25 protein-coding genes are annotated in these 20,760 nt (G+C 65.8%); 14 read left to right on the top strand and 11 right to left on the bottom strand.

Features of this window, described 5'->3' with window-relative positions:
• The first annotated feature begins 72 nt into the window (after positions 1–72).
• Together grxC and gshB are read left to right on the top strand one after the other, a co-directional pair.
• Positions 73–330 (top strand): glutaredoxin 3, encoded by a 258-nt coding sequence (gene grxC / locus DXY03_RS07830; RefSeq protein WP_115009898.1) that lies wholly within the window; start codon positions 73–75, stop codon positions 328–330.
• 3 nt (positions 331–333) lie between these two features.
• Positions 334–1,257: a glutathione synthase gene (gene gshB / locus DXY03_RS07835; RefSeq protein ID WP_115009899.1), complete on the top strand. Its 924-nt coding sequence runs from the start codon at positions 334–336 to the stop codon at positions 1,255–1,257.
• Here the strand turns inward: gshB and DXY03_RS07840 are convergent.
• Positions 1,224–2,630, bottom strand: coding sequence for an isochorismate synthase MenF (locus DXY03_RS07840; protein WP_115009900.1), 1,407 nt, complete (start codon positions 2,628–2,630; stop codon positions 1,224–1,226). The two genes, gshB and DXY03_RS07840, sit on opposite strands and share 34 nt — an antisense overlap.
• A gap of 70 nt (positions 2,631–2,700) precedes the next feature.
• Between DXY03_RS07840 and menA the strand changes: the two genes are divergently transcribed.
• Genes menA through DXY03_RS07855 form a run of 3 tightly spaced genes read left to right on the top strand, consistent with a single transcriptional unit; the run spans position 2,701 to position 5,773 of the window.
• Positions 2,701–3,645 (top strand): 2-carboxy-1,4-naphthoquinone phytyltransferase, encoded by a 945-nt coding sequence (gene menA / locus DXY03_RS07845; RefSeq protein ID WP_115009901.1) that lies wholly within the window; start codon positions 2,701–2,703, stop codon positions 3,643–3,645.
• Entirely contained in the window at positions 3,642–4,610 is a 969-nt protein-coding gene (gene menC, locus DXY03_RS07850) for an o-succinylbenzoate synthase (protein WP_115009902.1), read from the top strand. Before menA ends, menC begins: the two co-directional genes overlap by 4 nt.
• Positions 4,607–5,773, top strand: coding sequence for an AMP-binding protein (locus DXY03_RS07855; RefSeq protein WP_115009903.1), 1,167 nt, complete (start codon positions 4,607–4,609; stop codon positions 5,771–5,773). Before menC ends, DXY03_RS07855 begins: the two co-directional genes overlap by 4 nt.
• On the opposite strand, the gene DXY03_RS07860 is transcribed toward DXY03_RS07855, so the two are convergent.
• Complete coding sequence (locus DXY03_RS07860) at positions 5,744–6,193, bottom strand: thioesterase family protein (RefSeq protein WP_115009904.1); 450 nt, start codon at positions 6,191–6,193, stop codon at positions 5,744–5,746. The two genes, DXY03_RS07855 and DXY03_RS07860, sit on opposite strands and share 30 nt — an antisense overlap.
• A 59-nt stretch (positions 6,194–6,252) precedes the next feature.
• On the opposite strand from DXY03_RS07860, the gene DXY03_RS07865 reads away from it, so the two are divergent.
• Positions 6,253–6,930: a hypothetical protein gene (locus DXY03_RS07865; protein WP_115009905.1), complete on the top strand. Its 678-nt coding sequence runs from the start codon at positions 6,253–6,255 to the stop codon at positions 6,928–6,930.
• Between the two features lie 4 nt (positions 6,931–6,934).
• Here the strand turns inward: DXY03_RS07865 and DXY03_RS07870 are convergent, their stop codons facing one another.
• On the bottom strand, positions 6,935–7,297 hold the full coding sequence (locus tag DXY03_RS07870) for a DUF2752 domain-containing protein (protein ID WP_115009906.1): 363 nt from the start codon (positions 7,295–7,297) through the stop codon (positions 6,935–6,937).
• A gap of 24 nt (positions 7,298–7,321) precedes the next feature.
• On the bottom strand, positions 7,322–8,506 hold the full coding sequence (locus tag DXY03_RS07875; RefSeq protein WP_115009907.1) for an NAD(P)H-quinone oxidoreductase subunit H: 1,185 nt from the start codon (positions 8,504–8,506) through the stop codon (positions 7,322–7,324).
• Positions 8,507–8,560: 54 nt separating this feature from the next.
• Between DXY03_RS07875 and rsmH the strand changes: the two genes are divergently transcribed.
• The gene (gene rsmH, locus DXY03_RS07880) at positions 8,561–9,445 is read left to right on the top strand and encodes a 16S rRNA (cytosine(1402)-N(4))-methyltransferase RsmH (RefSeq protein ID WP_115009908.1); all 885 of its coding nucleotides are present in this window, start codon (positions 8,561–8,563) and stop codon (positions 9,443–9,445) included.
• On the opposite strand, the gene DXY03_RS07885 is transcribed toward rsmH, so the two are convergent.
• Positions 9,442–10,614: a cysteine desulfurase family protein gene (locus DXY03_RS07885; RefSeq protein WP_115009909.1), complete on the bottom strand. Its 1,173-nt coding sequence runs from the start codon at positions 10,612–10,614 to the stop codon at positions 9,442–9,444. The genes rsmH and DXY03_RS07885 overlap by 4 nt on opposite strands.
• A gap of 26 nt (positions 10,615–10,640) precedes the next feature.
• Between DXY03_RS07885 and DXY03_RS07890 the strand changes: the two genes are divergently transcribed.
• Genes DXY03_RS07890 through DXY03_RS07900 form a run of 3 tightly spaced genes read left to right on the top strand, consistent with a single transcriptional unit; the run spans position 10,641 to position 12,886 of the window.
• On the top strand, positions 10,641–11,153 hold the full coding sequence (locus DXY03_RS07890; RefSeq protein WP_115009910.1) for a hypothetical protein: 513 nt from the start codon (positions 10,641–10,643) through the stop codon (positions 11,151–11,153).
• Between the two features lie 39 nt (positions 11,154–11,192).
• Positions 11,193–11,930 carry a response regulator transcription factor gene (locus DXY03_RS07895; protein ID WP_115009911.1) on the top strand — a complete coding sequence of 246 codons (738 nt, stop codon included), beginning with the start codon at positions 11,193–11,195 and terminating at the stop codon, positions 11,928–11,930.
• Positions 11,927–12,886: an RNA pseudouridine synthase gene (locus DXY03_RS07900; protein WP_115009912.1), complete on the top strand. Its 960-nt coding sequence runs from the start codon at positions 11,927–11,929 to the stop codon at positions 12,884–12,886. Before DXY03_RS07895 ends, DXY03_RS07900 begins: the two co-directional genes overlap by 4 nt.
• Here DXY03_RS07900 and bchM read toward each other — a convergent pair.
• Together bchM and DXY03_RS07910 are read right to left on the bottom strand one after the other, a co-directional pair.
• Positions 12,850–13,563 (bottom strand): magnesium protoporphyrin IX methyltransferase, encoded by a 714-nt coding sequence (gene bchM, locus DXY03_RS07905; RefSeq protein WP_115009913.1) that lies wholly within the window; start codon positions 13,561–13,563, stop codon positions 12,850–12,852. The genes DXY03_RS07900 and bchM overlap by 37 nt on opposite strands.
• A gap of 27 nt (positions 13,564–13,590) precedes the next feature.
• Complete coding sequence (locus DXY03_RS07910; protein ID WP_115009914.1) at positions 13,591–14,790, bottom strand: N-acetylglucosamine-6-phosphate deacetylase; 1,200 nt, start codon at positions 14,788–14,790, stop codon at positions 13,591–13,593.
• 11 nt (positions 14,791–14,801) lie between these two features.
• Between DXY03_RS07910 and purE the strand changes: the two genes are divergently transcribed.
• Genes purE through DXY03_RS07925 form a run of 3 tightly spaced genes read left to right on the top strand, consistent with a single transcriptional unit; the run spans position 14,802 to position 17,089 of the window.
• Positions 14,802–15,356, top strand: coding sequence for a 5-(carboxyamino)imidazole ribonucleotide mutase (gene purE, locus DXY03_RS07915; protein WP_114987595.1), 555 nt, complete (start codon positions 14,802–14,804; stop codon positions 15,354–15,356).
• 20 nt (positions 15,357–15,376) lie between these two features.
• The gene (locus DXY03_RS07920) at positions 15,377–15,982 is read left to right on the top strand and encodes an oxidoreductase (protein ID WP_244272354.1); all 606 of its coding nucleotides are present in this window, start codon (positions 15,377–15,379) and stop codon (positions 15,980–15,982) included.
• Between the two features lie 21 nt (positions 15,983–16,003).
• The gene (locus DXY03_RS07925) at positions 16,004–17,089 is read left to right on the top strand and encodes an AI-2E family transporter (RefSeq protein ID WP_115009916.1); all 1,086 of its coding nucleotides are present in this window, start codon (positions 16,004–16,006) and stop codon (positions 17,087–17,089) included.
• Here DXY03_RS07925 and cysC read toward each other — a convergent pair.
• Positions 17,049–17,693 carry an adenylyl-sulfate kinase gene (gene cysC / locus DXY03_RS07930; RefSeq protein ID WP_115009917.1) on the bottom strand — a complete coding sequence of 215 codons (645 nt, stop codon included), beginning with the start codon at positions 17,691–17,693 and terminating at the stop codon, positions 17,049–17,051. The genes DXY03_RS07925 and cysC overlap by 41 nt on opposite strands.
• A gap of 31 nt (positions 17,694–17,724) precedes the next feature.
• Entirely contained in the window at positions 17,725–18,051 is a 327-nt protein-coding gene (locus DXY03_RS07935; RefSeq protein WP_115009918.1) for a translation initiation factor, read from the bottom strand.
• A gap of 99 nt (positions 18,052–18,150) precedes the next feature.
• Between DXY03_RS07935 and trpB the strand changes: the two genes are divergently transcribed.
• A complete protein-coding gene (trpB, locus tag DXY03_RS07940) occupies positions 18,151–19,407 on the top strand; it encodes a tryptophan synthase subunit beta (RefSeq protein ID WP_115009919.1) in 1,257 nt (418 codons plus the stop codon).
• 10 nt (positions 19,408–19,417) lie between these two features.
• Here the strand turns inward: trpB and DXY03_RS07945 are convergent, their stop codons facing one another.
• On the bottom strand, positions 19,418–20,392 hold the full coding sequence (locus tag DXY03_RS07945; RefSeq protein ID WP_115009920.1) for a heat-inducible transcriptional repressor HrcA: 975 nt from the start codon (positions 20,390–20,392) through the stop codon (positions 19,418–19,420).
• Positions 20,392–20,748, bottom strand: a complete 357-nt coding sequence (locus tag DXY03_RS07950; protein WP_114987584.1) for a rhodanese-like domain-containing protein — start codon at positions 20,746–20,748, stop codon at positions 20,392–20,394. The genes DXY03_RS07945 and DXY03_RS07950 overlap by 1 nt, the downstream gene beginning before the upstream one ends.
• Between the last annotated feature and the right edge of the window lie 12 nt (positions 20,749–20,760).

Below are 20,760 nucleotides of genomic sequence, written 5' to 3' on the forward strand. Positions count from 1 at the left end.
CGGTCCTGATCAGCCTCTGACGCTATCAGCGCAGTAGCTGCATAGGATCCGACCACTGGCATCACCAACGCAATGGCCAAGGTTGAGATTTACACCTGGCAAACCTGCCCGTTCTGCGTCCGCGCCAAGGGGCTTCTGGACCGCAAGGGGGTGAGCTATACCGAACACAGCGTGGATGGGGATGAGCCTGCCCGGGATGCCATGGCGGCGCGGGGTGATGGTCGCCGCAGCGTCCCGCAGGTGTACATCGACGATCGCCACATCGGTGGTTGTGATGACCTCCATGCCCTGGATCGCGCCGGTGAGCTCGATGCGCTGCTGAAGGCCTGATCGATGCGCCAGCTGTTCGTTCTGGATCCGCTGGGGCAGATCAATCCAGCCAAGGATTCCTCTACTGCGCTGATGCAGGCCGCCCATCGCGCCGGCGATGAGGTGTGGGCCTGCACGCCCTCCGATCTGATTGCACGGGGCGATGAACCCCTCGCGATTGCCCTGCCGGTGACGCCGGAGCCCTGGATCACGGTTGGGGTGGCTGAACGTCAGGCGCTGGCTGGGTTTGACGTGATCTGGATGCGAAAGGACCCGCCGGTTGATGAGGCGTATCTGTACGCCACCCATTTGCTGGAGGTGGCGGAGCGGGCTGGGGTGCGGGTGCTCAATCGCCCCAGTGCGCTGCGCAGCTGGAACGAAAAGCTGGGGGCCCTACGTTTCAGCCGTTGGATGGCTCCCACGCTGGTGGCGGGGCGGGTGTCTGAACTGCTTTTGTTTGCCCAGGAGCAGCAGGAGATCGTGCTCAAACCCCTGGGGGGTCGTGCCGGCATGGGGGTGATTCGGGTCAACGGCCAGGCGCCGGGTTTGAAGGCTCTGCTGGAGCTGGTAACGGAGCAGGAAAGCCTGCCGGTGATGGCCCAGGCCTTTCTGCCATCCGTGACCGAGGGTGACAAGCGCATCCTTCTGGTGGACGGTGATCCCCTGGGGGGGATCAACCGGCGTCCTTCAGCCGGAGAATTCCGCAGCAATCTGGCCGTGGGTGGCCAGGCGGAAGCCACGGAACTCACTGAGCGGGAGCGTCAGATATGTGCTGCCCTGGCCCCGGCGCTGCGGGCGGAGGGGTTGTTCTTCGTGGGCATCGATGTGATCGGCGGCATGCTCAGCGAAATCAACGTCACCAGCCCCACTGGGGTGCGGGAAGTGGAGCGGTTGATGAACCAGCCTTTGGCCGATCAGACGATCGAGCGGTTGCGCGCGCTGGTCTGAAGTTCCAGCTGGTCCGCCAGCACGGCCAGCTTCAGCCTCACTTCCTGAAGCTCCCGCTCGGCAACGGACCCTCGCACCAGGCCGGCGCCTGCGGTGAGATCCAGCTCACAGCCGCGGGCGTGACCACAGCGGATCGCCACCCGCAGTTCGGCATCACCGGCGCTGTCGATCCAACCGATCGGCGCGGCATAGCTGCCCCGTTCAAACGGTTCCAGGGTGCGCAACCAGGCCATCGCGTCGCGTCGCGGCAACCCGGCGACGGCAGGGGTGGGGTGCAGCTGTTCAGCCAGCGCCAGCACGGGCTGACCATGGGTTTCCGCTGTGATCGGGGTGTGCAGGTGGGTGAGGTTGCCGTGGCGGGCCAGTTGGGGCTGGCGGCGACGCCGGGGTGTCAAGCCGTTGCGGCGCAGTTGGTCAGTGATGGTTGCCACCACCAATTCATGCTCGCGGCGGTCTTTATCGGAGCGCAGCAGCTGCGCCCCGGAATCCCCTTGCCCCGCCGTGCCGGCCAGGGCATCGCTGCGCAGCCATCCGGCGCGCAGGCTGAGCAGCCGTTCCGGCGATGCACCGAAGAAGGCATCACCGGTGTGACGTTGCCAGAGGAAACGGCAGCTGCCGGCCTGCTGCCGCCGCAGCCGCTTCAACAGCGGCAAGGGGTCGAAGGTGTCGGCCAGAACGATGCGGTGTTGTACGGCCAGCACCAGTTTGTGCAGGTCGCCGCTGTTGACCAGATCAATGCCGCGGGTGAGGGCTGCGGCGTAGCGCTGCCGCCAGGTTTCCGGTTCCGTTGCCGCCACCAGCGCCTGGGGCTTGAGGGGGGTTGGCGTCGCTGGCGTCTTGAGCAGCTGTTCGTGCTTGAGCCAGAGCTGTTCCGCCAGCTCGCGGCAGTCCGCCGCACTGCTCACAACCCCATTCAGCCGCAGCCAGCCGCGGCGTCCCTGACGGCTGAGCTGCCAGCGGGGCAGCACCGCCTGCACCGATGGCACCACCGCTTCACTGCGGCGGCGCTCACTCACCTGGTCAAAGAAGCGGAAGCGCAGCAGCACCCGAGGCCGTGCATGGGCTGGGCTGTCCGCTGCCGTGTCGTGCAGCCGGCTGAGGCAGAGGTCGGCGAAGCGCTGGGCCTGCTCAAAGCGACGGCTGCCGGCCAGCTCCAGTTCCTGGCAGGGCCCTGCGGCAGCCAGGCAGAGACCCGGCGCGCTGTCCCACAGCACCTGCAGGCTTTCCTGCTCCGCCAGCTGCGGCAAGGCCAGAAGCGGATCGATCCCTTCGATCGGCAGGGCCAGGCTGAGCAGCGCTTCATCGCCGTCACAGGCCAACCATCCCCGCTGGGCAGCGGAGAGGAGGGTGCTGAAACAACAATCAGCCGACATCCGCGGCGTTTCCGGCCAGGGTTACTGCTCAAATGTATGGGTCTTCGCCCTGCGGGAACGGGTCCTGTCCATGTCTGAGCCGCAGGCTGTCGCATCCCGTTACGCCGATCGGCGCCGTTTGTGGAAGGCAGCGATCAAGTGGCCGATGTATTCCGTTGCTGTGATGCCTGTGCTGCTGGCGGCTGGTTGGCAGTTCGGGGTGGCGGGCTCCCTGCGTTGGCTGCAGTTGGGGGGCTTTGTGCTGGCGGCCATCCTGCTGTTGCTTTGGGAAAACCTCAGCAACGATGTTTTTGATGCGGCCACGGGGGTGGATGCCACCGGCAAGCCCCATTCCGTGGTGAACCTCACCGGCTGCCGGGACCGTGTCGCCCAGGGGGCGACCGCTGCGCTGGTGCTGGGGTTGCTGGTGATGGCAGGGTTGGCCTGGAGCAGCAGTGGGGCCGTGCTGGCCCTGGTGTTGGTCTGCTGCGGCCTGGGTTACGTGTACCAGGGCCCTCCGTTCCGCCTGGGCTACCGCGGCCTGGGTGAGCCCCTGTGCTGGCTGGCCTTTGGACCCTTTGCTACCGCAGCGGCCCTTGTGGTGCTGCAGCCCCGGGGGGCAGCATCGATTCCTTGGGGCACGGCCTGGATCTTGGGATCAGGCCCCGCCCTGGCGACCACCCTGGTGTTGTTCTGCTCCCACTTCCATCAGGTGGAGGAGGACGCCGCCCATGGCAAACGCTCGCCGGTGGTGCGTCTGGGCACGGCCCGGGCGGCAGCTTTGGTGCCCTGGTTTGTGGCCTTGACGCTGGCGTTGGAGTGGGTGCCTGTGCTGCACGGGGACTGGCCTCCAACGGTGTTGTTGAGCGCTCTCGGCCTTCCTGCCGGTGTGCAGCTGATGCGTCTGCTCCAGCGCCACCACGACAGGCCGGAGCTGATCAGTGGCAGTAAGTTTCTGGCCCTGCGCTTCCAGGGCTGGAATGGTCTGGGGCTGAGTGCGGGCCTGGCTCTGGCTCGTTTCTGGACCGGCGGATGACGCTCCTGCTGCAGCGTCGCCGCTTCCGCTTTGCCCTGCTGCAGCCGCTGCGCACGGCAGCCGGCGAGCTGCGGGAGCGTTGTGGCTGGTTGCTGCGGCTGGATGATGAGCAGGGGGCCGTGGGCTGGGGCGAAGTGGCTCCGCTGCAGCCGCAGCAGTTCATGGCCTGTGAGCAGGCTCTCGCTTCGCTGCCGGACGAGCTTCCTCAGGCTCAGTTGGAGGCTTTGTTGCGGGAGGCCCCGGGGGCGGTGGGTTTTGGCCTTGGGGCGGCCTTGGCGGAGCTGCAGGGTGTGGTGGGTGCTGCTGCGCCCCAGGGCTGGCTCAAGGCTCCTGCCCCGGCGCTGTTGCTGCCGGCTGGCGAGGCGATGCTTTCGGCCCTGGAGGTTGCTGCGGCATCGATGGGTGGCCTGGAGAGCTGCACCTTCAAGTGGAAGGTGGCCACGGCGCCAGATGGTCTGGAGCGTCAGCTGCTTGAGCAGCTGCTCCAGCGGCTGCCGCCCACGGCCCGGCTGCGTCTGGATGCCAACGGCGGCTGGGATCGCAGCACGGCTGAGGCCTGGATGCAGCGGTTGCGCGATGACCCTCGCTTGGACTGGTTGGAGCAGCCGCTGGCGGTGGAGGATCAAGCCGGCCTGGAGCAGTTGGCGGCGCTGGGGCCGGTGGCCCTTGATGAATCGCTTGACCAGCAGCCGGAGCTGCGCCGCAGCTGGAGCGGCTGGCAGGTGCGGCGGCCCGCGTTGGAGGGCGATCCACGCCTGCTGTTGCAGGAGCTGCAGGCGGGGCTGCCCCAACGCATGCTGAGCACGGCGTTTGAAACCGGCATCGGTCGGCGCTGGCTGGAGCATCTGGCCGGTCTTCAGGCCCAGGGCCCCACGCCGGCAGCACCGGGCCTGGCCCCCGGCTGGACGCCAGCGGGGCCGATGTTCTCCAACGATCCAGAGCAGGTCTGGGCCGCGGCGGCATGAGCGAGATCGAGCGGCTGGAGCAGGGGCTGGCGGCGGGGCAGTGGGTGGTCCTGTCACCTGAGGCGGACGCGGCTCCCATCGCTCAATTGCCGCCGGGACCGGGGGTGCTGGTGCGCAGTGGAGGCAGCAGTGGCGGCAGCCGTTGCTGCGCCCAGCCGTCGCTGCATCTGGACCGTTCGGCTGCCTCCGCCGCCCAATGGTTGACGGGGATCGGTTTGGACCCGGCCTCCACCCTCCTGCTCAATCCACTGCCGCTGGCCCATGTGAGTGGTCTGATGCCCTGGTGGCGCGCCCGCTGCTGGGGCGCGGGGCATCAGCAACTGGAGCCGGGGTTGATGAAAACCCCCACTGACTTGCTCGCCTTCTGTCAGGGCCTGCCCGCTTGGGAGACGAATTCTGCCGTGCTGTCCTTGGTGCCCACGCAGCTGGCACGTCTGCTGGCCCATCCCGATGGGGTGGCCTTCCTGCAGCAGCTGGAGCTGATCTGGATCGGTGGTGCGGCTCTCCCGTCTCCGCTGGCGGATCAGGCACGGGCCTTGCAGCTGCCGCTGTCGCCCTGTTATGGGTCGACGGAGACGGCGGCGATGGTGGCGGCCCTCCCGCCGGACCGCTTTCTGGCCGGCGAGCCCGGGTGTGGGGACCCGCTGGTGGATGTGGAGCTGCGGCTGGCCGCTGATGGGGCGCTTGAGGTGCGCACTGATCGGTTGGCGCTGGGCTGTTGGCGGGCGGATCAACCCGAGCGTTGGGTGCCCCTCAGGGATGGCGATGGCTGGTGGCGCTCCGGGGATCAGGCCGCGTTGACCCCCGGTCTCCAGATTGCCGGGCGCATCGATGGCGCCATTCACTCCGGGGGGGAAACCGTGTTCCCCGAGCAGCTGGAGCAGCGCTTGATGGCGGCGCTGCAGGCGGCATCGCTGCCGGTGAGTGCCGTGCTGCTTCTTGCTGTGGATGATCCGGAGTGGGGGCAGCGGCTGGTGGCCCTGGTGGGCAGTTCTGACCCTGCGGTGCTGCAGCGGCTTGAGGCCCTCACTCGGCCTTGGCCGCCGGCGGAGACGCCATGGCGTTGGGTGTTGTGCCCCCACCTGGCCCCCTCGGCGCTGGGGAAATGGCAGCGCCAGCGCTGGCGGGAGTGGTTAAAGCGGTTGGATGCGGCCGAGGCTTGATGCTTCCAGCCAACGGTCCACGCCATCGGGCAGGGCACAGCGGCGCCGGGTTTGCACGTCGATGGCCACATGACGCAGGCAGCCTTGGGCCACCAGCTGCTCCTCCAGCAGCACCTGGCTGTTCACCGCAAAACTGCTGGGATTGAGCCGTTCCGGTTCCAGGCGGATCAGCAGCTTGTCGCCCACCTGCACCGGGGCGCGGAAATCGGCATGGCAGTGCACGATCGGTAAGGCCACGCTCGGTTGCTCTCCGCGGCCGCCGGGAAAAACCGATCCCGCCGCTAAGCCAAAGCGTTCCAGGCTTTCCTCCCAGGCCTGGTGGCACCAGCCCAGCAGCTGCTGAAAGTGCATCACGCCGGCGGCATCGGTGTCGCTGAAGCGCACGGTTCGGCTCAGCTCCAGCCAGGGGGCAGAGGTCATGGCGATGTGTTGTTCGAGCCGGTGCCGACTGTCACCCTGACAGAAATCCCGCCCGAACCATGGCCGCGCCGATCGCTCATGAGCCCCCGTCCATTCAGAAGGCCTGGCAGGCCTTCCTGCAGCACATTCCCGTGGTGCTGGTGAGCTGGGTGGGCTCGATTGTGCTGTCGCTGTTAGCTGTTCTGGTCTATGGCCTCACCCTCGTTGTGGTGTCAGCGATCATCGGCAGCAGCGATGCGGCATTGGGGCTCGGGGCGGTGCTCGCCCAACTGGTTCAGCTGCCTCTCTCGATCCTCGCCAGCCTGCTGTCGGTATTGTTGGTGGCTGTTCCTGCCCTCTACTACGAACGCGGGGAGGTGGTGACGATTTCAGTGGCTGCTCAGTTGCTCAGCGGCCGTTGGTGGCGCTATGTGCTGGCGGGGCTGTTCTTTTCACTGGTCACCACCATTGGCTTTCTGCTCTGCATCCTTCCCGGCCTTGCGGTGGCGTTGGTCACGCCGGTGTTCATCAATCGCATCTTCGTCACCGAGATGAGCATCGGTGAAGCCTTTGCTAACTCGTTTCAGGTGGTCTACCGCTCGCAGAACGGTTTGAGCTTTGTGGGCCTAGAGGTGATGGTGGGCATCGTTGTGGGGCTGCTGGCTCTGCTGACCTGTGGTCTGGGCGGCTTTGTGGTGATTCCCATGGCTAGCTTCTTCCTTCAGAACGTCGCCTATCAGCGCGGACTGTTGCGCTGATCGCTCAGCCGCTGGGCCAGCTGTTGGTGCTTAGGCGCAGCAGCCAGTAGCTGATCACCCCTCCAGTCACCACCGGCAGGGGCCAGAGGGGAAGACCTCTGGGGATCAGACGCCGTTGCTGGAGCGCCAGCACACTCCAGAACACCAGCCCCAGGGCGGCAATGGGACCAAACAGATGCCATTGCAGTGATCCGCCCAGATCACCGGTGAGTGCTGCGCTTGTTGCTCGGGTCAGAAAGCAGGTGGGGCAGGGCACGCCGGTGAGGGCGCGAAGCGGGCAGCCGAGGCCGGGTATCCCTGGATGCAAGCCCTTCAGCCATAACGCACCGGTCACGGTCGCGGGCAGCAGATAGCCCGCGCGTTGCAACCGCCGCAGAAACCGGTTCAGAGATCAGCGGTCCACCGATCCCATGATCACGTCGATGGAACCGAGGATGGCCATGATGTCGGCCACCTTGTGTCCCTTGAGGATGTGGGGAAGGATCTGCAGGTTGTTGCTGTCGGCAGCGCGGATCTTGAAGCGCCAGGGGGTGACGTCGTTGTTGCCCTGAATGAAAACGCCGATCTCTCCCTTACCTGATTCCAGCCGGGTGTAGAGCTCGCCGTTGGGGATTTTGAAGGTGGGTGCCACCTTCTTGGCCACGTACTGGAAGTCGAAACCTGCAGCGTCGCTCCCCTTGCCTTCGTTGAGGCGCTTGGCCTCGAGGTTTTCGGTGGGTCCGCCGGGGATCATGTCGCAGGCCTGGCGCAGGATCTTGAGCGACTGGCGCATTTCTTCGATGCGCACGCGATAGCGGGCGTAGCAGTCGCCTTCCTTTTCCCAGGCCACCTGCCAGTCGAAGTCGTCGTAGCACTCGTAGTGATCCACCTTGCGGAGATCCCAGGGCACGCCGGAAGCGCGCAGCATCGGTCCGGAGAGGCTCCAGTTGATGGCGTCCTCCTTCTCGATCGTTCCCAACCCTTCAATCCGGCGCCGGAAAATCGGGTTGTTGGTGATCAGCTTTTCGTATTCGTCGATCTTGGGGCCGAACCAGTCACAGAAATCACGGCATTTCTCCAGCCATCCCCAGGGCAGATCAGCGGCGACGCCGCCGATGCGGAAATAGTTGTTGTTGATCAGCCGCTGGCCGGTGGCGGCTTCCCAGAGGTCGTAAATCATCTCCCGCTCGCGGAAGATGTAGAAGAACGGAGTCTGGGCCCCCACGTCTGCCAGGAAGGGTCCAAGCCAGAGCAGGTGGTTGGCGATGCGGTTGAGTTCCAACATCAGCACCCGGATGTAGCTCGCCCGTTTGGGCACCGGGATGTTCGCCAGTTTTTCCGGGGCGTTCACCACGATCGCCTCGTAGAACATCCCCGCCGCATAGTCCATGCGGCTCACGTAGGGCACGAACATCACATTCGTGCGGTTCTCGGCGATCTTCTCCATGCCGCGATGGAGGTAACCGATCACCGGTTCGCAGTCGACCACGTCCTCACCATCGAGGGTGACCACGAGCCGCAGCACCCCGTGCATGGAGGGGTGGTGGGGCCCGAAGTTCACCACCATGGGCTCCGTGCGCGTTTCCAGCTGCGTCATGGGAGCGGTGGTCCGATCGATGAGTAGATCTTAAGGAGTCTTCGCCTGTGGCTTGTGCCCCCCTTCAGCCATGTGCCCGTGCTGGCCGATGCGGTGCTGGATGCGGCCCGGCAGATCCCCCGTGCGGATGGCCTGTTGATCGACGCCACCCTTGGGGGCGGCGGCCACAGCGCCCTGTTGCTGGAACAGCATCCCGGCCTGCGCCTGATCGGACTGGACCAGGACGCCACGGCTCGGGCCGCGGCGGCGGAGCGTCTGGCCCCCTTCGGTGATCGCGTCTCGATCGTGGCCACCAACTTTGCCGACTATGTGCCGCCCGAGCCCGCCGTGATGGTGCTGGCGGATCTGGGGGTGAGCAGCCCGCAGCTGGATGTGGCGGAGCGGGGCTTCAGTTTTCGCCTGGATGGTCCCTTGGACATGCGTATGGATGCCGGCGGTGCGGGGGAGACCGCGGCTGAGCTGATTGATCGCCTGGAGGAGAACGAGCTTGCGGATCTGATCTATGGCTACGGGGAGGAGCGGCTTTCCCGTCGCATCGCCCGGCGGCTCAAAGCCGACCTCAAGGACAAGGGCGCCTATGGGGGCACCGCGGCCTTGGCCTACGCCGTGGCCGGTTGTTATCCCCCCAAGGCGCGGCGGGGGCGGATTCACCCCGCCACCCGCACTTTCCAGGCCCTGCGGATTGCGGTGAACGATGAGCTGGGGGTGCTCGATCGCCTGTTGCAGCAGGCCCCCGATTGGCTCGAGCCCGAGGGGCTTCTGGGAATCATCAGCTTCCATTCCCTGGAAGACCGCCGCGTCAAGACCGCCTTTCTGCGTGATGAGCGCTTGCAGCGAATCACCCGCAAGCCGGTGGTGGCCACCGAGCAGGAGGAGGAGGCCAACCCCCGCAGCCGCAGTGCCAAATGGCGTGTGGCCCAGCGTGTGGCCCCTGCTTAGCGACCGCTGAGGAACCCGGCGGCAGCTGCGGCGTCGGTGATCGCTGTGATGGCCTGATCCACGTCGCCGGCTGTGGTCTCGCGCCCCAGGCTGAGCCGTAGGGAGGCTTCGGCTTCTGCCCGTGAGCGGCCGATCGCCTGGAGCACGTGGGACGGGGCACCGTTGCTGCAGGCGGAGCCGCTGCTGCAGGCCAGGTGCGGGCGCAGGGCCCGGTGCAGGCGGCTGCCGTTCACCCCGGGAAGGCTGATGTTGAGGTTGTGGGGCAGGCGCGGCTGCAGGGCTCCATTGAGCAGTACACCGGGGAGACGCTGCTGCAGGCCCTCCCACAGCTGATCGCGCAGGTGCTGTAGACGGCTGTTGCGCTGCTCCTGCTTTTGCAGCGCAAGCCGGGCGGCGACGGCAAAGCCCACGATCAAGGCTGTGGGCAGGGTGCCGGCCCGGAGCCCCGCTTCCTGGCCGCCCCCCCATTGCAGCGGTTCGATGACGATGCCCTCCCGCAGCACCAGGGCGCCGATGCCCTTGGGCCCGTAGAGCTTGTGGGCACTGAGGCTGAGCAGGTCAACCCCCAGGGCATCAGGGTTCAGCGGCAGCGTCCCGAAGGCCTGGGCTCCATCGCTGTGCAGGGTGATGCCATGGGTCTTGCAGAGGGCACCCAACTGCTCGAGCGGCTGGAGCACGCCGATTTCGTTGTTGGCTGCCATCACGCTCACCAGCCGCGTTTCGGGGGTGATCGCCGCCTCCAGCTGCTCGGGGCTGATCAGTCCATCGGGGCCTGGGGTCAGCAGGGTGACGCTGAAGCCTTCCCGTTGCAGTTGCTGGAGCGGATCGAGCACGGCGTGGTGTTCGGTGGCCACGCTGATCAGATGGCCTCTTCCCAGGGCGCGGGCATGGCCCAGCAGCGCCAGGTTGTTGGCTTCGGTGGCGCCACTGGTGAACACCAGCCGTTCCGGCTTCACCTCCAACGCCTCCGCCAGCTGGCGCCGCGCCAGCTTCACCGCTGCAGAGGCGCTGAGGCCGAGCCGATGCTGGCGGCTGGAGGGATTGCCCCAGTCCGCACTCCAGAACGGCGCCATCGCCTCCACCACCTCGGCCGCACAAGGGGTGGTGGCTTGGAAATCAAAGGCGAGAGTCGAGCCGCTCAGGACGATGCAGGTAGATGTTGCGATCATGGTGCTGCATTGCGAACGGCACTGGCATGGGTCTGCGATTGTCAATGGCACTGCTGGGCCTGGGCGGGCTGGTGTGCCTGCAACCCGCCAGTGGCTTCGACCGCGAGCAGGTGCTGGAGCAGATGCGGCAATCGCGGCCAGCCGATCTCAAGGTGCTGATCGAACGCCCTGCTCCCGTCGGCACCCTGTCGATCGGGATTTACGCGGTGAAACCAGCATCGTCCAATCCCGACACCCGCAGCTACAGCCTGTGGGAGGAGTCGGCATCGGATCTCAACGTCTACGTGGAGAGCGTCAATTGCTCCCCAGAGAAGCCCTTGCGGGTGAAACGCACGCCGTCGATGGTTTACGTGCGCACCCTCAACCCCGGCGGTCCGATCACGGACGTGAATCGGGAGGATCACCTGGTGTGGTGGGCAGCCTGCGTGCCGGAGGTGGCGGGAACCGATCCTGCCACGTTGCGTCAGAAGGCCCTGGATCTGGGCTTTTCCACCCTGATTCCCGAACAGCAGGAGCAGTTACCCGCACTGGCCCGTTGAGCGTGCTCTCCATACATTGCGGCCAGAGCGATTCCAGCCATGAGCGACGCGCCCACCCCCACCGCTGAATCCGTAGAGGCCGCGGCGCCCGCCCCGCGTCTTTTGCTGGTGGACGACGAGCCCGGTCTGCGCACGGCGGTGCAGGCCTATCTGGAAGACGAAGGCTTTGAGGTGACCACCGCGGTGGACGGGGAGGAAGGCTTCGCCAAGGCGCAGCAGATGCTGCCGGATGTGGTGATCAGCGACGTGATGATGCCGCGGCTCGATGGCTATGGCCTGCTGCAGAAGTTGCGCGCCGATGAACGGCTTGGCGGCACCCCGGTGATTTTCCTCACCGCCAAGGGCATGACGGCGGACCGCACCCAGGGCTATCTGGCCGGGGTGGATGACTACATCCCCAAGCCCTTCGATCCCGATGAGCTGGTGGCGCGGGTGCGCAACGTGGCCCAGCGCCAGCAACGGCTGCTGCAGGAGGCAGCGCGCTTTGCGGATACCGATATGGGCCAGATGGCCAAGCAGATCACCGAGATCCGTTCGCTGCTGGCCCAGGCCGAAGCGTTGCCCTCCACCGAGCCGGTGGTGCACAGCTTCACGCCGCGGGAGGCGAGTGTGCTGCAGCTGGTGGCGGAAGGATTGATGAACAAGGAGATTGCCCGGCAGTTGGAGACCTCGATCCGCAACGTGGAGAAGTACGTGAGCCGGTTGTTCAACAAGACGGGCACCTCCAGCCGCACGGAACTGGTGCGCTATGCCCTGGAGCACCGTCTGGTGACTTGAAGGCTGGTTGGTGCGAGGCGGCGTTCAACAACGGTTGGACCTACCGTGACCGGGTGCCGCGGGCAGCTGCCGGCACCTTGGTGAGCGAATGGCTGGCGGATCGCCATCGCCACTCTGATGCTGGGTTGTGGCAGCAGCGGATCGCCGCCGGTGAGCTGGATTGGAACGGAGCGCAGCTGGCCGGTGATCGAGCCTTGCAGGGCGGCGAGACCCTCTCTTGGAGGCGTCCGCCCTGGTTGGAGCAGGCGATCCCCGATCAATGGGAGACGATCCACGACGACGGTGACCTGTTGGTGATCAACAAGCCTTCCGGTTTGCCGGTGATGCCCGGTGGTGGCTTCCTGCGCCATACGCTCACGGCCTTGCTTGAACCCACCGGTGCCCGGCCGGTGCACCGCCTGGGGCGGTTCACCTCCGGTTTGCAGGTGTGTGCCCGCACGCCGCAGACCCGCGCCCTCTGGTCGAAGCAGTTCCGGCCCGATGGCGGTTGCCGCAAGGTGTATCAGGCCTGGAGTCAGCGGGTGCCCGAGTTGGAGTTGGGGCAGTGTTTGACGCTGAGCAGTGACGTGGTGGAACGGCCGCATCCACTCTTGGGCTGGATCTGGGGGCCGGAACCGTTCGACGATGCGCCGATCCGCAAACGGCTCTCAGCCCACTCCGAGCTGGAGCTGTTGGAGCGCACGGCCGAGGGTGATCGCCTGCAGGTGACGATCACCACCGGCCGGCCGCATCAGATCCGCATTCATCTGGCGCAGCTGGGCAGTCCGCTGCTCGGGGATCCGCTTTATCTGGTGAATCGCGAGATTTCAGCCACCGCAACGCCCGGTGATGGGGGCTATCGGTTGCATGCCTGGCGGCTTTCGGGTCTCCCTCACTTGAGGGAGATCAACCTCCAGGTGGATCCCCCAAGTGAGGGAGATCAGGCCTTACGGAACTCGATCAAACGCGAGAAGTAGAAGGGGGCCTTGTTCAGGCTGCGGCGCACCAGCTTGAAGCCGCAGGCTTCGGCTGCCTTCACGATGCCGTCTTCCTTGAGGGTGTAGGCCCGGGTGGTTTTGCTGGGGCCGGGGAACAGCTGGCCGATGCCCTTCAACAGCGCCAGCAGCGGGGTGTAGGGAGCAAAGCTCACGATCAGCCGCTCTTCGGTGAGGCTGCAGAGGTGCTTCACCATCTCCTCGGCCGGTTGCTGGGGGTAGTGGATGAACACATCCAGGCAGCACACCGTGTGGAACGAGCCGCTCAGGCTTTCCAGGTCGCTGGCGAAGAAGTTCAGCTTGGTCATGTCGAGGCCGGCCTCGCGGGCCCGGCGCTCGGCTTCCTGGGCCATGGCTTCGGAGATGTCGCTGGCGCTGATGGAACTGGCCCCCATCGCCGCCAGCGGCAGGCTCAGGCTGCCAACACCGCAGCCCGCGTCGCAGAAGCTCGCCTGGCTGAGTTCACCGCTCTCCTTGATCCAGGCCAGTACTTCATCCACTGTTTTCTGGTGACCGATGCGGATGTTGCGCTGCACCTTGTTCACGTCATCGCTGTCGCTGTAGATGCGGTTCCAGCGGTCGAAACCCGTGGTTTCGAAGTAGCCCTTCACCTCCTTTTTCTCGGCCTGTTTCTGCTCCAGCAGCTGATCGGGGGCCATGGCGGAAGGGTTTGCGTCGGCGGGATCCTAAGCAGCGCAGGCCCAGTGCAGCTCACCCTCCTTCTGGTGCCAGCGCAGCAGTTGCGTCAGTGGCCGTCCCATCAAGGCATCCATGCACCCCGTTGCATCGCCAATCACCCGCCGCGGCGCCACCGTGGCGCTCCAGATCGCAGCACTGGGGGCGTCACTCCAGCGGGCCAGCCGTTTCACCCCCTCCAGTTGCGGCAGGGTCACCCCCGCCAGGGTGCCGTCATCGAGGCGGCAGGTGCCGTTCTCCACAAGCAGCACCCGCTCGTCCCAGCGGTGCTCTCCGTCGGCCAGGCCGTAGGGGGCCAGCGCATCGCTCACCAGCACCGTCTGCTCCGCTGCCAGCCGTTGCAACAGCACCGCCATCGTGGGGTGCACGTGCACGCCATCGGCGATCAGCCCCAGGGCTACCCCTCCGCGCCTGCAGGCTTCCCCAAGAGGGCCCGGTGCCCGGTGGTGCAAGCCCGGCATGGCATTGAAGGTGTGGGTGAGCATCGCCACCCCCTGATCGAACCCGGTGCTGGCCTGTTCGGCCGTGGCGGCGCTGTGGCCCAGGGCCACGCTGATGCCCAGCTCCCGCAGTCGCCCGATCACCGCAGCGGCTCCCTCCAGTTCGGGGGCCAGGGTGACCAGGGCAATCTCCGTTTCGAACCCACCAATCCGTTCCTCGAGAGCTTCCAGGCTGGGGCTGGCCAGGTGTTCACGGGGATGGGCACCGCGGCGGGCTTCGGCCAGAAAGGGACCCTCCAGATGGGCCCCTAGCAGCCGGCAACGGCCGGGTCGGTGCAGGTCCCGCGCCTGCCGCAGCACGGCCAGGGCCTGGCGCAGCGGCGCGATGCCGCAGGTCACCAGGGTCGGGGCGATCGCTTCGACCCCATCGCGCCACAACAGATCGAGGAGCTCCTCCAAACGGGGCAGATCCGCACTGGTCAGTTCCGGGAAGGCCAGCCCCAAACCGCCGTTGATCTGCAGGTCAACACCTCGGGGGCTGAGCCAGTTGCCGTTCCAGTCCGCATCGGTTTCTTGAGTCTCTTGTTGCTCCTCTTGTTGCGCCTTGCCGCCCATCGCCTCGATGCGGCAGATCAGCCCCTGCTCGTCCAGGTCGATGGCATAGCGCTGGTCTCCGTCCTCAGGCAGGGGACCCGGAAGTCGAACGTTGGTGATCCGGTGCATCAACGCAACACTGGCTTCTGCAGCCATGGGGGGAGACGATGGCAGTCTTGCCCCTCTGCGTTGTGCCGCCAGTGCTCCCCCGTGTTGCCGTTGTGATGGGCAGTGACTCTGACCTGCCCACCATGGAACCCGCCGCCGCCATCCTGCGCGAGTTGGGGGTGGAGGTGGAGGTTCGGGTGCTCTCGGCCCATCGCACCCCCTTGGAGATGGTGAACTTCGCTCAAGCGGCCCGGGGTCAGGGGTTTGGGGTGATCGTCGCCGGCGCTGGCGGGGCCGCCCATCTCCCCGGCATGGTGGCCGCCCTCACCACCCTGCCCGTGATCGGCGTGCCGGTGAAAAGCCGGGCGCTGTCCGGGGTTGATTCCCTCCACTCGATCGTGCAGATGCCGGGGGGGATTCCGGTGGCCACCGTCGCCATTGGTGGGGGCCTCAATGCCGGTTTGCTGGCGGCGCAGATCCTTTCGGTGGCCGACGCTGACTTGGCCCGTAAACTTGAGGATTACCGCAGCAGCCTCCACGATGCTGTGGTCGCCAAGGATGCGCGCCTGGTTGATCTGGGCAGCACGGATTACCTCTCCCAGATGACTTCATAAGTGTTCCCGTTGGTTCCACCTTGCGATCCACGCTGCTTTGGGCGGTGGTGCCGGCGGCCATCGTCTATGCGGTTGCCCTGGTCTGGAGTGGTGCTGAGGGCATCAGCGCCAAGCTGGTGCTGAAGGACTTGGCCCAGTCCTGCAAGGCGCCTCTGGGAGGAGGTTTCCTTTCCAGCGTGGGCTATCTGCTCTGGATGGCGGCGGCGGCCATTGCCTTGTTTGCGGCGTCCACCCGGCAGATCCAGGGCTCCGTTCTGAACCGTCAATTCGCCTTCTGTGGGGGTGGTTTCTCGCTCTGGCTCTGCCTCGACGACATGTTCCTGGTGCATGACCGCTACCTCGGTGAGGCGTTCCTCTACATCACCTACGCCTTCTTCACCGGGTTGCTGTTGTTCCGCTTCCGTGGCCCTCTGCGGCGCTTCGGTGGCGACACCTTTCTGGTGTCCGTGGTGTTGTTGGACCTGTCGGTTCTGACCGATGCCCTCCAGGGGCTGTGGCCGAATTCCTATGAAACGGTGCAGATCTTTGAGGAGGGATTCAAGTTCCTTGGGATTGCCGCCTGGCTCAGTTTTTGGTGCCATTACGTCAGTTCCGCCTCCAAGCCGGCCGCCCTTGAGCAGCACTGATCGATTCGCGTCATCGCCTCGATGACGCCCTGGCCGGCCTGGTTGCGGCTTGGTCTTCTGCTGCCAGTGCTGGGCTTGAACGCCTTTGTGCTGAAGCGTTTGCTGGTGCAGTTCGCCCCATTCCCCGGGCTGTTCCTCACCGCGGCTTTGATCGCCTTTTTGTTGGACCTGCCCTGCCGCTGGCTCGTGCAACGGGGTCTTCCCCGCGCCTGGGCCATCGTCAGCGTGGTCCTGGTGACCCTGGGGCTTCTGGTCTGGGCCGCTGTGGCCTTGGTGCCGCTCTTGATCGAACAGCTCAGCCAATTGCTCAGTGCCTCGCCGTCTCTGCTCACGGCGGCGGAGCAGTGGATCGATCGGGGTCAGCTCTGGGCGCTGGACCATGGCCTGCCGGCTGATTTCGCTGACCTCAGCAGTGATCTGGTGGCCCAGTTCAGCCGTCTGGCGACGCAGTTGAGCCAGCGTCTGTTGGGCCTGCTGGGGGCCACGGTGGGGACCACGATCAATGTGGTGATCGTGCTGGTGCTGGCGGTCTTCCTGCTGTTTGGGGCGGATCCGATCGTCGATGGTCTGGCCCGCTGGCTGCCCGACCGTTGGAGGGATCTGGTGCAGACGACCCTCGAGCGCACCTTTCGGGGCTATTTCGCCGGCCAGGTGGTGTTGGCGCTGATCCTCAGTGGTGGTCAGCTCCTGGTGTTCACCGCCCTGAACATTCCCTACGGCGTCTTGTTCGCCGTGCTGATCGGCTTCACCACCCTGGTGCCCTATGCCAGTGCCGTGTCGATCGTCTCAGTGAGTGCGGTGCTGGCGGTTCAGGACCCCCGCACAGGCCTTGAGTTGCTTGCCGCGGCGATTGTGGTCGGTCAGATCGTGGATCAGGTGATCCAACCGCGGCTGATGGGCAGCATCGTTGGCTTGCAACCGGCCTGGTTGCTGATCGCCTTGCCCATTGGGGCCCGGGTGGGAGCCCTCTATGGCGTGGGGGATCTTCTGGGCCTGCTGTTGGCGGTGCCGGTGGCTAGTTGCATCAAAACCCTGGCGGATGCTGCCAGGGCTGGCGACGGCGACCTCAGGCGGCCGGAATCACCCCACGCTCCTGGAGCGCTTTGATCACCAGCTCCACGGAGTCGGCCAGATCCTGCTTGCCTGTGTCGATCTTCAGTTCGGGCGTTTCCGGTGCTTCGTAAGGGCTGGAGATGCCGGTGAATTCCTTGATCTGCCCCGCCCGTGCCTTGGCGTAGAGACCTTTGGGGTCGCGGGATTCGCAGACCTCGAGATCAGCGGCGCAGAACACCTCGAGGAAGTCACCGTCCTCCACCAGCTCACGGGCCTTGTCCCGGTCTGCACGGAAGGGCGACACAAAGGCGGTCAGCACGATCACGCCCGCATCCAGGAACAGCTTGGCCACCTCACCGATGCGGCGGATGTTCTCCTCACGGTCGGCATCGGAGAAGCCCAGGTCTTTGCAGAGGCCGTGGCGGATGTTGTCGCCATCCAGCACATAGGTGGCGAGTCCCCGCTCGAACAGGGCTGCATTGACGGCGTTGGCCAGGGTGCTCTTGCCAGAGCCGGAGAGCCCGGTGAACCAAAGAATGGCGCTGCGGTGCCCACGCTGCTTCGAGCGCTCGTCGCGGCCCACGGAGGCCTCATGCCAGGCGATGTTGGTGGACGCACCCTTGTTGGTGAGTTCTCCGTAGGTGGGGCTGGCGGTCATGGCCACGGCATGAAGTGGCGGCCATTCTCCCTTAGCCCCCCGCCCGTTTCGGCCGGTATCCCTCCTTGCTGAGCAGCTCGAGCGCCAGATCCACCTGATCTCCTTGCAGTTCGATCACGCCGTCCTTGGCGGTCCCGCCACTGCCGATGCGTGTTTTGAGCTTCTTCAGCAGCACCTTGAAGCCCGCAGCATCCAGCTCCAGGCCCCGGATCACCGTCACGGTTTTGCCCCCTTTGCCACCACGGGTGGGCTGCACCCGCACTATTTGTTGCGCCTTGGCCGTGGGCTCCGTCGCAGGGCCGCTCGGTCGCTGCAGGCTCTCGGCACTGCTGAATTCTTGCCAGCCTCCTTTCGGCATCCACCCGTCGCAACCGGATTGCATTGTCGATGAGCGCCGATGCGGCGCCCCACGGCGTGACCGCCTGCTTACGCTGAGCCGACGCTCCGCCGTGGATCCGTGACCAGCACCCTGCCCAACTCCAGCACTCCGGATCCCTCCAGCCTGCAGCCAGCGGTGCGCCCCGGCGCCCATGGCCGCTTTGGACGATTCGGTGGCCAGTACGTGCCCGAGACCCTGATGCCGGCCTTGGCGGAACTGGAGCAGGCAGCGGCCCAGGCCTCGAACGATCCCGCTTTCACCGCCGAGCTCAACCGCCTGCTCAAGAACTACGTCGGGCGGGCGACACCGTTGTATGAGGCCGAGCGTCTCACCGCCCACTACCGCCGCGCCGACGGTGGCCCCCGCATCTGGCTCAAGCGAGAAGACCTGAACCACACCGGTGCCCACAAGATCAACAACGCCCTGGGGCAGGCCCTGCTGGCCCTGCGCATGGGTAAGAAGCGGATCATTGCCGAGACCGGTGCGGGCCAGCACGGCGTCGCCACGGCCACGGTCTGTGCCCGCTTCGGTCTGGAGTGCGTGATCTATATGGGCGCGGAAGACATGCGCCGTCAGGCCCTCAATGTGTTCCGCATGCGCCTGCTGGGCGCCACGGTGCAACCGGTGACGGCCGGCACCGCCACTCTCAAGGACGCCACCAGTGAGGCGATCCGCGACTGGGTGACCAACGTCGAGACCACCCACTACATCCTTGGATCCGTCGCTGGTCCGCACCCTTATCCGATGTTGGTGAGGGATTTCCATGCTGTGATCGGTGAGGAGTCCAAGCAGCAGTGTCAGGACGCCTTCGGCCGGCTGCCCGACGTGCTGATGGCCTGCGTTGGCGGTGGCTCCAATGCCATGGGCCTGTTCCATCCCTTTGTGCAGGACACGTCTGTGCGGCTGATCGGTGTTGAGGCCGCCGGTGATGGTGTGGCCAGCGGTCGCCACGCCGCGACGATCACCGAGGGTAGAGCCGGTGTGCTGCACGGCGCCATGAGCCTGCTGCTGCAGGACGGCGACGGTCAGGTGATGGAGGCCCACTCCATCAGTGCAGGTCTCGATTACCCCGGAGTGGGGCCGGAGCACAGCTACCTGCGGGAGATCGGGCGTGCCGAGTACGCCGCAGTCACCGACCAACAGGCCCTCGATGCCCTGCGCCTGGTGAGTGAGCTTGAGGGCATCATTCCGGCCCTGGAAACCGCCCACGCCTTTGCCTGGCTTGAGCAGCTTTGCCCCACCCTGGCCGATGGCACCGAAGTGGTGATCAACTGCTCCGGCCGCGGCGACAAGGACGTCAACACCGTGGCGGAGAAGCTGGGGGATCAGCTTTAAGGAGTGATCCTCAGGCCAGCAGCAATTCCAGATGGCGGGCCACCCGCTGCACGGCGGCCCGTGCCGTGGCGTAGGCCATCCGCATCGGCCCCACCAGAGCCACATGGCCTAGCCCCTCGTTGCAGCGGTAGGGCGCCTGAACCACGGCACAGGCCTCCAGGGCTGGCTGCGGATGTTCCTCGCCGATCCACACCCGTGCGGATTCACCGCGGCTGATCAAGGTGGCGGGTTGGTCATCGATCAGTTCCAGCAGCGGCCGAAGGCTGGAGGTGCTTTCAAATTCTGGTTCGCTCACCAGCCTGGAAAGGCCATGCACCACCACCTGTGTGGAGTTGGCGGGGGTGGGCTGCTCAAGGGCGTTGCGCAGCACAGCGCCGCTGCGTTGCAGCTGCCTGGGCAGTGCGTCCCAGTTCAGATCGCCCTGCTCGAGCTGAGCCGACGCCCAGCGTTCCATCGCGGTGAGTTCGGTTTCAGCCCCGTGGGGCAGACGCAGGTTGAGGTGGCTGGCGCGGCCATTGGCTTCCACCAGCATCACCAGCAGTCGATCACCGCTGGGCACCAGACGGATCGTCTCCAGTTGCTGGTTCTCCTGCTGCGGTTGGGTGATCAGGCTCATCAGACCGGTGAAATCCGTCAGCCGACGAGCCAGATGCATCATCAGGTCGTCCAAACCGGCCCAACGAAGACTGAGGCCGGTGAGCTCCCGTTCCAGGTGTTGAACAGCGATGCCGGGTTCCGGCAGCAACGTGTCCACGTAGTGCCGGTATCCCATCGGACTGGGAACGCGTCCGGCGGAGGTGTGCGGTTGATGCAGCAGTCCTCGGCGCTCAAGCGCCCCCATGGCGGAGCGAACGGTGGCGGAGCTGGCGGGAATGCCGAAGCGTTGCACCAGGGTGCGGCTGCCCACCGGCTCCATCGTGTCGACGTAGTGGTGCACCGTCGCCTGAAGCACCTGTTCTTGCCGAAGGGACAGGGGCTTGCTCATCAGTAGCGGGGAACGCTGGGATCCACCTGAAGGCTCCAGGCATCAATGCCTCCCTCAAGGTTCCACACCTCAAGGCCCCAGGGTTGGTCCAGCAGCCACAGGCCGAAGTGGTAGCTGCGCACGCCGGCATGGCAGACCACCACGACGGGTTGATCGGGGTTGAGGTCGGCCTGCAGTGTTCCAAGCCATGCATTGGATTGGCTCAGGGGGCGGTGCAGCACCGCACCCGGGAAGGCAGCGATCGCGAGCTCAGCCTCCTCGCGCACATCCACCAGTTGCGGTGAAGGTCGCTCGCTTTGCAGCCATTGCTGCAGTTCAGAAGCTTGGATTGGTTGTGGTTGTTGGGATTGGCCCATGGCGCCATTCTG

The sequence above is a fragment of the Synechococcus sp. N5 genome, from assembly GCF_900473925.1.
GTDB lineage: Bacteria > Cyanobacteriota > Cyanobacteriia > PCC-6307 > Cyanobiaceae > Parasynechococcus.

Coding starts and splice junctions, on each gene's coding strand:
- DXY03_RS07840 (WP_115009900.1), bottom strand. CDS start 2,630: ATGTCGGCTGATTGTTGTTTCAGCACCCTCCTCTCCGCTGCCCAGCGG.
- DXY03_RS07860 (WP_115009904.1), bottom strand. CDS start 6,193: ATGACCTCTGCCCCCTGGCTGGAGCTGAGCCGAACCGTGCGCTTCAGC.
- DXY03_RS07875 (WP_115009907.1), bottom strand. CDS start 8,506: ATGACGCAGCTGGAAACGCGCACGGAGCCCATGGTGGTGAACTTCGGG.
- DXY03_RS07935 (WP_115009918.1), bottom strand. CDS start 18,051: ATGCCGAAAGGAGGCTGGCAAGAATTCAGCAGTGCCGAGAGCCTGCAG.
- gshB (WP_115009899.1), top strand. CDS start 334: ATGCGCCAGCTGTTCGTTCTGGATCCGCTGGGGCAGATCAATCCAGCC.
- purE (WP_114987595.1), top strand. CDS start 14,802: ATGGCAGTCTTGCCCCTCTGCGTTGTGCCGCCAGTGCTCCCCCGTGTT.
- grxC (WP_115009898.1), top strand. CDS start 73: ATGGCCAAGGTTGAGATTTACACCTGGCAAACCTGCCCGTTCTGCGTC.
- DXY03_RS07865 (WP_115009905.1), top strand. CDS start 6,253: ATGGCCGCGCCGATCGCTCATGAGCCCCCGTCCATTCAGAAGGCCTGG.
- DXY03_RS07890 (WP_115009910.1), top strand. CDS start 10,641: ATGGGTCTGCGATTGTCAATGGCACTGCTGGGCCTGGGCGGGCTGGTG.
- menC (WP_115009902.1), top strand. CDS start 3,642: ATGACGCTCCTGCTGCAGCGTCGCCGCTTCCGCTTTGCCCTGCTGCAG.
- DXY03_RS07910 (WP_115009914.1), bottom strand. CDS start 14,790: ATGGCTGCAGAAGCCAGTGTTGCGTTGATGCACCGGATCACCAACGTT.
- DXY03_RS07945 (WP_115009920.1), bottom strand. CDS start 20,392: ATGAGCAAGCCCCTGTCCCTTCGGCAAGAACAGGTGCTTCAGGCGACG.
- DXY03_RS07895 (WP_115009911.1), top strand. CDS start 11,193: ATGAGCGACGCGCCCACCCCCACCGCTGAATCCGTAGAGGCCGCGGCG.
- menA (WP_115009901.1), top strand. CDS start 2,701: ATGTCTGAGCCGCAGGCTGTCGCATCCCGTTACGCCGATCGGCGCCGT.
- bchM (WP_115009913.1), bottom strand. CDS start 13,563: ATGGCCCCCGATCAGCTGCTGGAGCAGAAACAGGCCGAGAAAAAGGAG.
- DXY03_RS07855 (WP_115009903.1), top strand. CDS start 4,607: ATGAGCGAGATCGAGCGGCTGGAGCAGGGGCTGGCGGCGGGGCAGTGG.
- DXY03_RS07925 (WP_115009916.1), top strand. CDS start 16,004: ATGACGCCCTGGCCGGCCTGGTTGCGGCTTGGTCTTCTGCTGCCAGTG.
- cysC (WP_115009917.1), bottom strand. CDS start 17,693: ATGACCGCCAGCCCCACCTACGGAGAACTCACCAACAAGGGTGCGTCC.
- DXY03_RS07885 (WP_115009909.1), bottom strand. CDS start 10,614: ATGATCGCAACATCTACCTGCATCGTCCTGAGCGGCTCGACTCTCGCC.
- DXY03_RS07950 (WP_114987584.1), bottom strand. CDS start 20,748: ATGGGCCAATCCCAACAACCACAACCAATCCAAGCTTCTGAACTGCAG.